The organism is Flexivirga alba (genome assembly GCF_042661025.1).
Taxonomy (GTDB): domain Bacteria; phylum Actinomycetota; class Actinomycetes; order Actinomycetales; family Dermatophilaceae; genus Flexivirga; species Flexivirga alba.
In genome coordinates this window covers 4369680-4382732 of record NZ_JBHSWH010000001.1, presented here as the reverse complement: position 1 = coordinate 4382732, position 13053 = coordinate 4369680, and the positions used below count along the sequence as shown (strand labels likewise).

The window sequence follows — 13053 nt, the reverse complement described above, 5'->3', positions numbered from 1 at the left end:
GATGGTTCGCGCTGCAGACCCTCGGGCTGCAGTCATGACGATGTGCCGACGATGCGTCGGACGACCGAGGAACGAGGTCGGACGACGAGGAGGAGGCGCATCAAAATCAAATGGGGGTGATCGGTTTCGACGCTGATCGCCGTCGTAGGGGAAGCGGGCCGAGGATGCACGGTTATCTCGTTAACGCTCCGTGCAAAACCAATAGGTGCCGACTCAAATCGCACCGACTTCGCCCTCGCTGCCTAAGCGAGCCTGAAGTCCGTCAGCCTGGGCTAGTTCTCGACCCAGTGTCTGGCGTCAGCTAGAGGACTTGCTGTGTCGTCACGTCGAGGGGCGGCACGGGACTCTTTCTCGACTGGGCCTGTCAGGGAACGTGTGCGCGCGAGCCCTGGGGCCGAGAAAATCCTCAGCGCACTGCGCCCGGAGAAGCCTTATCTCGCCGCCAGCGGACGCGGGTTCGATTCCCGCCACCTCCACAAGAGCCATCATCACCTCGGAAACGCCGCGGCCCGTTCGTTCGGGTCGCGGCGTTTCTTTGTCGTGGGCCCGCTTGGCCAGGAGTCGCTGCAATTAACCGACCCAACCCCGCCACTCAGCACTACGTTCGCGAGACCGGTCCGGTCAGATATACGCATCGCGAAGGGTCCACAGCAATGACGAACGTCCCTCTCGTGCCTGCAACTCCGGCGGAATCGCTCCGACGGTCGGTCTCCGGCCGGGTGCTCGAGTCCGGAGACCCCGGGTGGGCCGACGCGACGTCCGGCTTCAATCTCGCAGTCACCCACCGCCCTGACGTGGTCGTCGCCGCCGCGTGCACCGAGGACGTCGTCCAGGCGGTCCGGTTCGCCGGGGACCAGGGTCTGCCGATCGGTGTGCAGGCGACCGGTCACGGCGCCACGGTCCCGGTCGAGGGTGGTGTGCTGATCGACACCAGCTCGATGAACGCACTGCACGTCGACCCGGAGCGCCGCACAGCTCGAGTGGCTGCGGGCGTCCGTTGGCAGCCGGTGATCGACGCCGCCGCGCCATACGGGCTCGCGCCGTTGAACGGATCGTCCGTGACGGTCGGCGTGGTCGGTTACACGCTCGGTGGCGGGCTCGGCCCGATGGCCCGCACCTTCGGATTCGCGGCCGATCACGTGCGACGGCTGCAGTTGGTCACGGCCGACGGAGCAGTGCACGAGGTCACTGCCGACTCGGAGCCCGAGCTCTTCTGGGGTCTGCGTGGGGGCAAGTGCCAGCTCGGCATCGTGACCGAGCTCGACTTCGACCTGATGCCGGTGGCGCATTACTACGGCGGAGGATTGTTCTTCGACGGTCAGCACGCGCCGGCTGTGCTGCACGCCTGGCGCGAGTGGGTCAGTCAGCTCCCCGACCGGGCGAACAGCTCGATCGCCCTACTACGGCTACCGGATCTTCCCGACGTCCCGCAGCCATTGCGCGGACGGCTGACCGTGCATGTTCGGTATTTGTATGTCGGTGGGTCCGACCAGGGCGAACGGGAGCTCGCGCCGATCCGTGCGATCGCACCCGCGCTCATCGACACCGTTGCGGTCACGCCATACTCGGCGATCGCGTCGGTGCACTGCGATCCGGCTGATCCGCTTCCGGCATGGGACACGAGCTGCCTGCTGACGGACCTGCCGGCGGTGGCCGTCGACGCGTTGCTCGCGGCGGCCGGACCCGGCGTCGAGGTGCCGTTGATCGTCGCCGAGATCAGGCCGTTGAGTGGCGCAGTAGCCGGAACACAAGGATCTGACAACGCCGTCGGTGGCCGGGGTGCCGCCTTCAACGCGTACGTCGTTGGTGCACTGCCACCCCCACTCATCGAAGCCACACCGGCGGCTGGCCGTGCCGTCATCGACGCGCTCGCTCCCTGGGCCACCGGGGGCACCTTGATCAACTTCCACGGCTGCGATACGAGTCGTCCCATCGACGCCTGGTCGGCTGAGACTCGCGACCGTCTCGACGCACTGCACGAGCGCCACGATCCGCACGGCGGCTTCCGCTTCGCACAGCCCCACAGCCGCCTTCGATGACGGCGGTGCGGGGCAGAAGTTTCCGGAGCCTTGCGGGGAGTCGGTGACTTCTTCGGCCCGCAGGTCGGTTGTGGACCCTACGATGTCGACAACCGAGCGAGAGGATCCCCATGCGGGTCGGAGTCGTCAGGGAAGCCGCGACGGAGGAGACCCGAGTCGCCGCGACCCCAGCCACCGTCCGTGAGCTGCGCAAGCTCGGGTATGACGTGCTGGTCGAGCCGGGTGCGGGGAGCAGTCCAGCTTCGCCGACGAGGCGTACGCCGAAGCCGGTGCCGAGCTCGGCGACGCGTTGACGGCGGACATCGTCCTCGGAGTCAACGCGCTCGCGGCAGATCAACTCGACCAGCTGCACGCAGGTGCGACCGTCGTCGGCATACTCGCTCCGCGCCTGCACCCCGGGTTGGTCGAAGACCTGGCGCAGCGACCGATCACCGCTATGTCGCTCGACGCCGCACCGCGGATCTCGCGGGCCCAGTCGCTGGACGTGTTGTCGTCGATGGCGAACATCGCCGGCTACCGCGCGGTGGTGGAGGCCGCGCACGCGTTCGGGCGGTTCTTCACCGGGCAGGTGACGGCCGCCGGCAAGGTGCCCCCGGCGAAAGTGTTGGTGTGTGGCGCCGGTGTCGCCGGGCTGGCTGCGATCGGTACGGCGGTCTCGCTGGGCGCGATCGTGCGGGCCACCGACCCTCGCCCCGAGGTTGCCGACCAGGTGAGATCCCTTGGTGGCGAATACCTTTCGATCGAAGATCCAGATGCCGAAGTGTCTGCCACGGGCTACGCCAAGGAGATGGGTGAGGACTACAAAGCACGCGAGGTGCAGCTCTATGCGGACCAGGCGCGCGACGTCGACATCATCGTGACGACCGCCCTGATCCCGGGCCGGCCGGCGCCGCGCCTCATCACCGCTGACATGGTGGCGACGATGCGGTCCGGGAGTGTCCTGGTCGACATGGCCGCCGCCAACGGAGGCAACGTCGAGGGTTCCGTGGCCGGCGAAAAGATCGTCACGGACGGCGGCGTGACGATCATCGGCTACACCGATCTCGCCGGCCGACTGCCCGCCCAGGCATCCCAGCTCTACGGCACCAACCTGGTCAACCTGCTGAAGCTGCTCACACCCGGCAAGGACGGCGTCCTGGTCATCGATGAGGACGACGTCGTGCAGCGCTCGATCCTGGTGGTGCGCGACGGGCAGCTGCGCTGGCCCCCACCACCCGTGCAGGTGTCGGTGGCGCCGGCAGCGGGCGGCGATGAGAAGCGGCCCGAGCCGAAGCCGGAGAAACAGCCGCTGACGCCGGGCCGGCGGCTGGCCGGAGTCCTCGTGGTCGCGGGCGTGCTCTTCGTCCTGCTGGCGATCTCGCCGGCAGCACTCACGGTGCATCTGACGGTCTTCGCGCTGGCAATCGTCATCGGCTACTACGTGATTCGCAATGTGCACCACGCGCTGCACACGCCGCTGATGTCGGTCACCAACGCCATCTCCGGCATCATCGTCGTCGGCGCATTGCTGCAGATCGGCCAGCACGACACCGCCATCACAATCGTCTCGTTCGCGGCGATCCTGCTCGCGTCGATCAACGTCTTCGGCGGTTTCGCGGTCACCCGCCGCATGCTCGGAATGTTCACGCGCTCATGATCACAGTCGCTTCCGCCGCTTCTGCGGCATACATCGTCGCCGCCCTGCTCTTCATCCTTGCCCTTGACGGATTGTCGAGACACGAGACAGCCAAGGTCGGCAACACCTTCGGCATCGCTGGTATGACGCTGGCGCTCGCAGCCACCATCGCGCTCGCGATCGACCGGGACATCGAGGGATCCGGGCTCGGCCTGCTGGTCGTGGCCATGATCATCGGTGCCGCGATCGGCCTGTGGCGAGCGCGCGTCGTCGAGATGACCGGGATGCCGGAGCTGATCGCTGCGCTGCATTCCTTCGTCGGGCTCGCCGCTGTCCTGGTCGGCTGGAACGGCTATCTGGAGGTGGAGAACGACCCGCACGGCGCCGAGGCTGCGCACCTGAATGCCTTGAGCACCTTGGGGATTCACCACGCCGAGGTGTTCATCGGCGTCTTCGTCGGAGCGGTCACCTTCACCGGGTCGATCATCGCGTTCCTGAAGCTGTCGGCTCGGATGAAGTCCAAGCCACTGGTCCTGCCGGGCAAGAACCTGCTCAACCTCGGCACCCTGGTCGTGTTCGTCGGGCTGACGGTGTGGTTCGTCATACAACCCCAGCTGTGGCTGCTGGTCGTGGTGACGCTGCTGGCGCTCGCGCTCGGCCTGCACCTGGTCGCGTCGATCGGCGGCGGCGACATGCCGGTCGTGGTGTCGATGCTCAACAGTTACTCCGGCTGGGCGGCCGCCGCCTCTGGCTTCCTGCTCGAGAACGACCTGCTGATCGTCACCGGCGCGCTGGTCGGATCCTCGGGCGCCTACCTGTCCTACATCATGTGCCAGGCGATGAACCGCTCCTTCCTGTCGGTCATCGCCGGCGGATTCGGCATCGAGGCCGGTCCGTCGGCCGGCGGTGATCTCGGCAGCCATCGGGAGACGAGTGTCGCCGAGGTCGCGGAGCTGCTGTCCGCGGCGAGTTCGGTCGTCATCGCGCCCGGTTACGGAATGGCGGTCGCGCAAGCCCAGTATGGCGTCGCCGACCTGACGAAAGTCTTGCGCGACAAGGGAATCCAGGTGCGGTTCGCCATACATCCGGTCGCAGGGCGACTGCCCGGGCACATGAACGTGCTGCTCGCCGAGGCCAAGGTGCCCTACGACATCGTGCTCGAAATGGACGAGGTCAACGACGACTTCGCCGCCACCGACGTCGTGCTGGTGATCGGCGCGAACGACACGGTGAACCCGGCCGCCGCGGAGGACCCGAGCTCACCGATCGCCGGTATGCCGGTGCTGCGCGTGTGGGAGGCCACGGACGTCGTCGTCCTGAAGCGGTCAATGGCCTCGGGGTATGCCGGAGTGCCCAACCCGCTCTTCCATCGCGACAACACCGGGATGCTCTTCGGCGACGCGAAGGATCAGGTGACGGCGATCATCGCCGGCCTGCGCTGACCCCCGGTGGCGCGCGAACCCGCGGACCCACAACAATGGCGGTCATGACCGCGCTGCCTTCCGTGTCCAATTCGATCACCGCCCGCATCGAACTCCCCGGGCGGGCGACCGCCGTCAGCGAGTTGACCGGCGCCGTCGAGCGCAACGGCGGGCTGGTGACAGCGCTCGACATCACCCACTCGGACAACGCTCGAATGACGATCGACGTCACGGCAGCGGCGCGCGACGCGGACCACGCAGCCGAGTTGGTGGCCGCGATGCGCGCGGTCGAGGGCGTCGAGATCCACAAGGTCAGTGACCGCACCTTCCTGGCGCACCTCGGCGGCAAGCTGAGCATCGAGTCGAAGGTCCCCATCCGCAACCGTGACGACCTGTCCATGGTCTACACCCCGGGTGTCGCACGCGTTTGCCTCGACATCGCCGAAAACCCTGACGACGCAAGGCGTTTGACGATCAAGCGCAACACCGTCGCGGTAGTCACGGACGGCACAGCGGTGCTCGGTCTGGGCGACATCGGCCCACTCGCTGCGCTGCCTGTCATGGAGGGCAAGGCGGCGCTGTTCAAGCGCTTCGCCGGCATCGACGCGTTCCCGCTGTGCCTGGACACCAAGGACACCGAGGAGATCATCCGGACGGTCAAGGCGGTCGCGCCGGTCTTCGCCGGCATCAACCTCGAGGACATCTCGGCGCCGCGCTGCTTCGAGATCGAGCGCCGCTTGCGCGATGAACTCGACATCCCGGTCTTCCACGACGACCAGCACGGCACCGCGATCGTGGTCCTCGCGGCGCTCCGCAACGCGCTGCGGGTGGTGGGCAAGGAGTTGTCAGAGGTCCGCATCGTCCAGTCCGGTGCCGGTGCCGCAGGCACGGCGATCGCGTTGCTCCTCTCGGCCGCCGGCGCGACGGACATCGTGCTGTCCGACATCAACGGTGTGGTCGAGCCGGAGCGCGACGACATCAAGTCCGCCCCGGACAGTGCGCTGGCAAAGCTCGCCGCGACGACGAACCCCGGTCGCGTCACCGGCACTTTGAAGGACGCGGTGCGCGGCGCCGACGTCTTCATCGGGGTCTCGGCACCCAACCTCCTGAACGGCGATGACATCGCCGGTATGGCGGACGACGCGATCGTCTTCGCGCTCGCCAACCCGGACCCCGAGGTCGACCCGACGGCAGCGGCCGAGCACGCGACCGTGGTCGCCACCGGGCGCAGCGACTTCGCCAATCAGATCAACAACGTGCTGATCTTCCCGGGTGTCTTCCGTGGTCTGCTCGATGCGGCAGCCAGCCGCGTCACGACGCACGTGATGCTGGCTGCTGCCGAGGCGCTCGCGGATGTCGTGAAGCCGGAGGAACTCAACCCGGCATACATCGTCCCGAGCGTTTTCCATCCGGACGTCTCCAAGGTCGTCGCGCGCGCGGTTGCCGACGCGGTCCGCGCCGATGAGGGCGACGAACACGCATAAGCCTCAGGTCTTGCGCTGAGCGCGCCGTGACCCCGACTTCAGTCGTGCGCTCACGGCGCGTCGGGCGACCGGTCCGAGATCGTCGATCGCGTCGCTGACCTGCGCGAGTTGAGTGAGCGCGTCCAAGGCAGCGGTGCCTCCTTCAGGGTCGACCCCGTCATACAGTTCGAGGCCGATGAAGCTCGCGCACACGATGCGGGACAGGCCACGGGCGTCGGAGACGTCGGCGAGCAGGCTGCCGCGCAGGACCCGGTCGATCACTGTCTCGATCTCGTCGACCCACCGGGTCATTCCATAACGTGCCGGGGCGGCGAGCTTCGGGTCGTGCTGACCGCCGGCCATCAGCTGCGCCATGAGGGCGACGTTGCCGGAAGCCTGCTCGGCGGCGTGCAATTCTCGCCCGGTCCGTAATAGGGCAGACAGCGACTCCACCTCGGCGAAGGCCGCGCGGTAATGATCTGCGCTCGCGTCCACTGCGTGTCGGGCAGCGGTGTCGATCAGGCCGGTGAGGGTGCCGAAGTGATAGAAGACAAGCGCCTGATTGACGTCGGCGCGCGCGGCGACGACGCGCGCCGAGACGCCCGTGATGCCGTCGGTGCGCAGGACGTCGATCGTCGCGTCGATCAGCTTGGTCTTGGTGTCCGGCATGATGCCGCAACCGTAAGTCATGCCGGCCGTGGAAGCCGCCGGTTCGTGCGTCGGTGGCCGACGATCAGGATCGCGACTGCCGCCGACACGACCACGATCCCGACCGTGATGAACGGCAGAGCAGACAACCAGTGGAAGTGGGTGCTGCCGTCTCCGGCGACTGGGGGAGTGGCGTCAGTGCACTGTCCCGAGGGGTCGCACGTGGCCGAACTCTGACACATGGTCACTCCGCCGGAAGACGCGCAGTGGTCGCCTTCGGCATCGGACATGAACGTCGTCCAACTGCCGAGGTAGCCGATCACCAATGCCGGCAGCAGGAGTAGTCCAGCCATGGTGTGTGTCCGCCCTGGCCGTCGGAACGTGCGCCACGCGCTCAGGCCGAGGAGTGCCCATGCGACGGGTGCGACCAAAATCCCGATCGTCAACAGGCCGGAGATTTCCACGGCCGAGGCAAGACCGGCAGCACTCCAGAGGATGAACAGTCCGATGTCCGGGAGCCAACCACTCGTGTTGGTCGATCTCATGGACTCCACCCTTCCTGCCGAGTTGAGCAAGCGCTCAACAAGAGGATACGACAGAATTGAGCGTTCGCTCAAGAGCGAAATGCGACGGATATCACGTGCGTGTGGGCGTTCTCGTTTTGGTCGAGGGCGACACCCTCCGCTAACGTTGCCTTTGTTAATTACGCGGTCTTGCGTTCATTGCTGACTTTCCTTTTGTGAGCGCCGAGATCATCCGGCGCCGAGGACCCTCGAGCAGCGACATCCGCCACCGATGCGGATCATCCGTCGTGCCCGAGCCTCGCGAGGTGCGCTCAGCAGCACCAGAAGAACTCAGAGGAAATAACGCATGCCCAACAAGAAATCCATGGACGGCAAAAAGGCACGCTGGACGCGCGCCCAGAAGCTCGAGGTCAAGCGCTCCGACGTGCGCAAGCAGCGCGGCGAGTTCGCCGGGAGCGACCGCGGACCCCGCAAGGAACACAGTGAGTCTGCCGGCCGTCCCGAGCGCGGAGCTCGCCGTGAAGGCGACCGCGGACCGCGCCGTTTCGAGGACCGTCCGCAGCGTCGCTCCGACGAGCGCCGCGACGGCGACAACGGTGGTTACGGCCGTCGCGACGACCGTGGCGGCTACCAGGGTCGTGACGACCGCCGTGGTGGTTACCAGGGCCGCGATGACCGTTCTGCTTCGGGCCAGCGTGATGACCGCCGTGGTGGTTACCAGGGTCGCGATGACCGTTCTGCTTCGGGCCAGCGTGATGACCGTCGTGGTGGTTACCAGGGTCGTGACGACCGTTCCGGTCCGAGCCAGCGTGACGACCGTCGTGGTGGATACCAGGGCCGTGATGACCGTCGCGGTGGTTACCAGGGCCGCGACGACCGATCGGGTCCGGGCCAGCGCGATGACCGTAAGTCGTATGGCGACCGCGACAACCGTCGTCCGTCATACCGTGACAACCGCCGTGATGACCGACAGGGCTCGGTCCGCGACAGCCGCCATGAGGATCGCCCGCAGCGTCGCGAGTTCGACCGCCCTCGCCGCGATGACCGCGCCGTCGAGTCGCGCCCCGTCGAGGCCCGCCCCGCGGTGAAGTGCGAAGAGCACCCTGTCGAGCCGATCTCGTTGGAGGGCAATGGTTTCGCAGCCCTTGGCATCCCCGACTCCCTGGTTGAGCGACTTGCTCGCGACAGCATCACCGCACCGTTCCCGATCCAGGTCGCGACGATTCCCGACGCACTCGCCGGCCGCGATGTGCTCGGCCGTGGGCGGACCGGATCCGGAAAGACATTGGCCTTCGGCCTGCCGACCCTGACCCGGCTCGCAGCCGGTGGCAAGGCGCGTTCGGGCCAGCCTCGGGCAGTCGTGCTGGTGCCGACGCGTGAGTTGGCGATGCAGGTCAGCGACGCGTTGCAGCCGCTCGTCCACGTGATCGGCCTGCGCCACAAGCTGGTCGCCGGTGGAATGCCCTATGAGCCGCAGTTGTCAGCTCTTGAGCGCGGCGTCGACCTTTTGATCGCCACGCCGGGCCGCTTGATCGACCTGATGGAGCGCGGCGCCGCCGACCTCAGCCGGGTCGAGATCGCCATTCTCGACGAGGCCGACCACATGGCCGAGATGGGCTTCCTGGAGGCGATCGAGCAGATCCTCGACCAGGTCCCGGCCGGCGGCCAGCGGCTGCTGTTCTCCGCGACGCTGGATCGTGGCATCGACACCGTTGTCGAGCGCTACCTCACCGACCCGGTGGAGCACGCCACGGACGACGGCACTTCGTCGATCGCGGGCATGGACCACCACGCGCTGCTGATCGAGCCGCGTCACAAGAAGTTGGTGACGGCGGAGGTCGCCAACCGGGCCGGACGCACGGTCGTGTTCGTCCGGACCAAGCTCGGTGCCGACCGAGTGGCCGGGGAACTGCGTGAACAAGGTGTCCTGGCGGCATCCCTGCACGGCGGCTTGAACCAGAGCCAGCGCAACCGCGTGCTGTCCGCGTTCAAGGAGGGCAAGGTTCCGGTGCTCGTCGCGACCGACGTCGCGGCCCGCGGGATCCACGTGGACGACGTCGGTGTCGTCCTGCAGGTCGACCCGCCGGCGGACCACAAGGACTACCAGCACCGCGCTGGACGCACCGCGCGTGCCGGCGAGAAGGGCACCGTCGTGACCCTGGCGTTGCCGCACCAGCGGCGCACGATGCAGCGGCTGCTCGACGCCGCCGGCGTCGACGTCGAGGTGCAGAACGCACGACCCGGCGACGACGTGATTCGTGCCGCCGGTGGCAGCACGCCGGAGGGCGCGCCGATCTCCGAGGCCGAGTTGCAGCGTTTGATCAGTCCGCCCCGCTCGTCCCGCGGTGGACGTTCGTATGGCGACCGCGCCGGCCGTGGCGGACACAGCCGCTACGGCGGTGGTGACCGTGGTGGTTACCGCGGCGGTCGTGATGGCAACCGTGGTGGCGGCCGGGACCGCTTCCAGCGCGGCGGTTCGGGGCGCTGACCCCAGGCACAACCATTCCAGCGGGTCGGTCACTCATAATGGTTGAGTGACCGACCTGACCGGACGACTCCTCGTCGCAGTCCCGCAGGAGCAGTCCGACCTCGGCGAGGGTGACGTCTTCACCCGCAGCGTCGTGCTGGTGCTTCATCACGACGAGGAGGGCGCGCACGGGTTGATCCTCAATCGCCCGCTCAGCGCCGAGGTGGACACCGTGCTACCCGGCTGGCAGGAGCACGTGTCCTCGCCTGACTGTGTCTTCCAAGGTGGTCCCGTGTCGCTCGACACGGCACTCGCGCTGGCGTCGTCAGAAGGTAACGAAGACGAATCCCTCGGCATACGAAGCCTTTTCGACGGGATGTGTCTCGTTGATCTGGACGCGCCACCGCCGATCATCGCCCCTGTCGTCGACAGCCTACGGATCTACGCCGGGTATGCCGGATGGGGCGAGGGGCAGCTCGAGGGTGAGATCGACGTGGGCATGTGGTTCGTGGTCGACGCACAGCCTGGTGACGCCTTCAGTCCGGACCCGGACGGGTTGTGGGCGCGAATCCTGAAACGGCAACGCAGCTCCGTCTCGTTCGCCGCCACCTTCCCCGCGGACCCGGACCTCAACTGAGGCCTCCTTCCGGCGAACTACAATTAGCGAATGAGCCCTCTCGACGAACCGGATCGCCTGTCCTCTCCGGAGAGCGCACCGAGCCTTCCCCGCACCTCGACGGCAACTCTGGAGCGCGAGCGCACCGATGCCCAGGAAGAGTTGCAGGAGCCGGGCGACCACGAGCGCTTCGCGCACTACGTGCGCAAGGAGAAGATCATGGAGAGCGCGCTGTCCGGGGATCCCGTGACGGCGCTCTGCGGCAAGGTCTGGGTGCCGGGCCGTGACCCCGAGAAGTTCCCGGTCTGCCCGACTTGCAAGGAAATTTTCGAAGGCATCCGCCCCCCGCAGGACGGTGGCGACGACAAGGGCTGAGGCCGCAGCCCCGCGTCACGGGAGTGACGGTGGTGGAGGTTAGCCTTAGCCATCTATGAGCGAGCGGAGCGAGGGACCAAAGGGGCTCAGGGCGAATAGCGGGACACGAGGAACGAGGGGACCGCTATGAGTACCTCCGCCGCCTCGCACCTGTCACCGGCGTTCCCAGGTAAGGCGGCGTGGGGGACCGCAGGCAAACTGCGGGCCTGGCAGGCCGCTGCCGTCGAGCAGTACCTGACCGAAGATCCGCGCGACTTCCTTGCAGTGGCAACGCCCGGAGCCGGTAAGACGACCTATGCGTTGCGTCTGGCGACGGAGTTGCTGCAACGGGGGATCATCGAGCAGATCACGATCGTCGCGCCGACCGAGCACCTGAAGACCCAATGGGCCGATGCGGCCGCCCGGGTCGGCATACACATCGACCCGCGCTTCACCAACGCGCAGGAGCAGCACGCGTCCGACTTCGACGGTGTCGCGGTGACCTACGCAGGGGTCGCGAGTCGTCCGGCGTTGCACCACAAGCGCACGCTCGCCAAGCGCACTCTGGTCATCCTCGACGAGGTCCACCATGGCGGTGATGCGAAGTCGTGGGGTGATGCGATGCGGGAGGCATTCGAGCCGGCGACGCGTCGAATCTGCTTGACTGGCACGCCGTTTCGGTCAGACACCGCACCGATCCCGTTCGTGCGCTACGAGGAGGGGCCGGACGGCATACGTCGGTCGGCCAGCGACTTCACCTACGGTTACGCCGATGCCCTGCGCGACGGGGTGGTCCGTCCGGTCCTCTTCATGGCGTATGGCGGCGCGATGCGCTGGCGCACGTCCGCGGGGGATGAGATCTCCGCGCGATTGGGGGAGCCGCTCACCAAAGATGCGACCGCTGCGGCCTGGCGCACGGCGCTGGACCCGATGGGTGCCTGGATCCCGGCAGTGCTGCGTGCGGCCGACAAACGGCTGACCGAGGTGCGTCGCCATGTGCCCGACGCCGGGGGTCTGGTGATCGCCTCGAACCAGACGGCGGCTCGTGCGTATGCTCGGATCCTGAACGAACTCACCGGTGTTCGTCCCACTGTGGTGCTGTCCGACGACAGTGGCGCCTCGTCACGGATCGAGGAGTTCGCGTCGTCAGAGGACCGCTGGATGGTGGCCGTCCGGATGGTGTCCGAGGGTGTCGACGTGCCGCGCCTGGCGGTCGGGGTCTTCGCGACGTCGACGTCGACGCCGCTCTATTTCGCGCAGGCCGTCGGGCGCTTCGTGCGAGCGCGTCGGCGCGGTGAGACGGCGACGGTGTTCCTGCCCACGGTGCCGGCCATCATGGAGCTGGCAGCCACGATGGAGAAGGAACGTAACCACGCGCTGGATCGCCCTGAGAAGGCTGAGGATTCGATCTGGGACGAGGAAGAAGGCCTGCTCGAGGAGGCCAACCGTGAGGAGAAGGCGCTCGGCGAGCAGGAGGGCAAGTTCGAGGCACTGGAGTCCGAGGCCGAGTTCGACCATGTGCTCTTCGACGCCCAGCAGTTCGGCCTCGGAGCGGTCGCCGGCAGCGACGAGGAAGACGAATATCTCGGACTGCCAGGACTTTTGGAGCCGGATCAGGTCACCAACCTGCTGCGCCAGCGACAGGACAAGCAGTTGCGCACCGGTCGCCGTAAGCCGAAGGACGACCAGCCGATGGCGGCGCACCGTGCCCTGGCGGCACAGCGCAAGGAGCTCAACGCGCTCGTCGCGGCATACTCCACCAAGTCCGGCAAGCCGCACGCCCATGTGCACCACGAGCTGCGGGTGAAGTGTGGCGGCCCGGCGCTGGACCGGGCCTCCACGGACGAAGTCACCGAGCGAATCACCATGATTCGCAACTGGTTCGTCGGTCGGAAGCGCTGACGCA

The 13053-nt window shown here is 67.3% G+C and carries 9 protein-coding genes, 1 other RNA gene and 1 pseudogene; 9 read left to right on the top strand and 2 right to left on the bottom strand.

All coding sequences use genetic code 11. The features are described from left to right. Positions 1–112: 112 nt before the first annotated feature. The 5 genes and pseudogenes from ssrA to ACFQDH_RS21860 all read left to right on the top strand — a co-directional run bounded on the left by ssrA (position 113) and on the right by ACFQDH_RS21860 (position 6559). Positions 113–479: a transfer-messenger RNA gene (gene ssrA / locus ACFQDH_RS21880) on the top strand. Between the two features lie 174 nt (positions 480–653). Next, a complete protein-coding gene (locus tag ACFQDH_RS21875; RefSeq protein WP_382404470.1) occupies positions 654–2039 on the top strand; it encodes an FAD-binding oxidoreductase in 1386 nt (461 codons plus the stop codon). A 110-nt stretch (positions 2040–2149) separates the two neighbouring features. After that, positions 2150–3675 (top strand): annotated as a pseudogene (locus tag ACFQDH_RS21870) (Re/Si-specific NAD(P)(+) transhydrogenase subunit alpha). Beyond that, positions 3672–5096, top strand: a complete 1425-nt coding sequence (pntB, locus tag ACFQDH_RS21865; RefSeq protein ID WP_382404469.1) for a Re/Si-specific NAD(P)(+) transhydrogenase subunit beta — start codon at positions 3672–3674, stop codon at positions 5094–5096. The pseudogene ACFQDH_RS21870 and the gene pntB overlap by 4 nt, the downstream one beginning before the upstream one ends. Before the next feature lie 44 nt (positions 5097–5140). Further along, positions 5141–6559 carry an NAD-dependent malic enzyme gene (locus ACFQDH_RS21860; RefSeq protein ID WP_382404468.1) on the top strand — a complete coding sequence of 473 codons (1419 nt, stop codon included), beginning with the start codon at positions 5141–5143 and terminating at the stop codon, positions 6557–6559. A gap of 3 nt (positions 6560–6562) precedes the next feature. Here ACFQDH_RS21860 and ACFQDH_RS21855 read toward each other — a convergent pair whose 3' ends face one another. Then, complete coding sequence (locus tag ACFQDH_RS21855; RefSeq protein ID WP_382404467.1) at positions 6563–7207, bottom strand: TetR/AcrR family transcriptional regulator; 645 nt, start codon at positions 7205–7207, stop codon at positions 6563–6565. Positions 7208–7224: 17 nt separating this feature from the next. Next, complete coding sequence (locus ACFQDH_RS21850) at positions 7225–7731, bottom strand: hypothetical protein (protein WP_382404466.1); 507 nt, start codon at positions 7729–7731, stop codon at positions 7225–7227. Between the two features lie 325 nt (positions 7732–8056). Here ACFQDH_RS21850 and ACFQDH_RS21845 point away from each other — a divergent pair, with 325 nt between their 5' ends. The 4 genes from ACFQDH_RS21845 to ACFQDH_RS21830 all read left to right on the top strand — a co-directional run bounded on the left by ACFQDH_RS21845 (position 8057) and on the right by ACFQDH_RS21830 (position 13049). Then, positions 8057–10198 carry a DEAD/DEAH box helicase gene (locus ACFQDH_RS21845; protein WP_382404465.1) on the top strand — a complete coding sequence of 714 codons (2142 nt, stop codon included), beginning with the start codon at positions 8057–8059 and terminating at the stop codon, positions 10196–10198. Between the two features lie 46 nt (positions 10199–10244). Next, positions 10245–10814, top strand: coding sequence for a YqgE/AlgH family protein (locus tag ACFQDH_RS21840; RefSeq protein WP_382404464.1), 570 nt, complete (start codon positions 10245–10247; stop codon positions 10812–10814). 30 nt (positions 10815–10844) lie between these two features. Next, positions 10845–11168, top strand: a complete 324-nt coding sequence (locus ACFQDH_RS21835) for a DUF3039 domain-containing protein (protein ID WP_382404463.1) — start codon at positions 10845–10847, stop codon at positions 11166–11168. Positions 11169–11294: 126 nt separating this feature from the next. Then, positions 11295–13049: a DEAD/DEAH box helicase gene (locus tag ACFQDH_RS21830; RefSeq protein WP_382404462.1), complete on the top strand. Its 1755-nt coding sequence runs from the start codon at positions 11295–11297 to the stop codon at positions 13047–13049. The last annotated feature ends 4 nt before the right edge of the window (positions 13050–13053 follow it).

Excerpts from the sequence above, each read along its gene's own strand:
- ACFQDH_RS21875 (WP_382404470.1), top strand. The coding sequence starts at position 654 with ATGACGAACGTCCCTCTCGTGCCTGCAACTCCGGCGGAATCGCTCCGA.
- pntB (WP_382404469.1), top strand. The coding sequence starts at position 3,672 with ATGATCACAGTCGCTTCCGCCGCTTCTGCGGCATACATCGTCGCCGCC.
- ACFQDH_RS21860 (WP_382404468.1), top strand. The coding sequence starts at position 5,141 with ATGACCGCGCTGCCTTCCGTGTCCAATTCGATCACCGCCCGCATCGAA.
- ACFQDH_RS21855 (WP_382404467.1), bottom strand. The coding sequence starts at position 7,207 with ATGCCGGACACCAAGACCAAGCTGATCGACGCGACGATCGACGTCCTG.
- ACFQDH_RS21850 (WP_382404466.1), bottom strand. The coding sequence starts at position 7,731 with ATGAGATCGACCAACACGAGTGGTTGGCTCCCGGACATCGGACTGTTC.
- ACFQDH_RS21845 (WP_382404465.1), top strand. The coding sequence starts at position 8,057 with ATGCCCAACAAGAAATCCATGGACGGCAAAAAGGCACGCTGGACGCGC.
- ACFQDH_RS21835 (WP_382404463.1), top strand. The coding sequence starts at position 10,845 with ATGAGCCCTCTCGACGAACCGGATCGCCTGTCCTCTCCGGAGAGCGCA.
- ACFQDH_RS21830 (WP_382404462.1), top strand. The coding sequence starts at position 11,295 with ATGAGTACCTCCGCCGCCTCGCACCTGTCACCGGCGTTCCCAGGTAAG.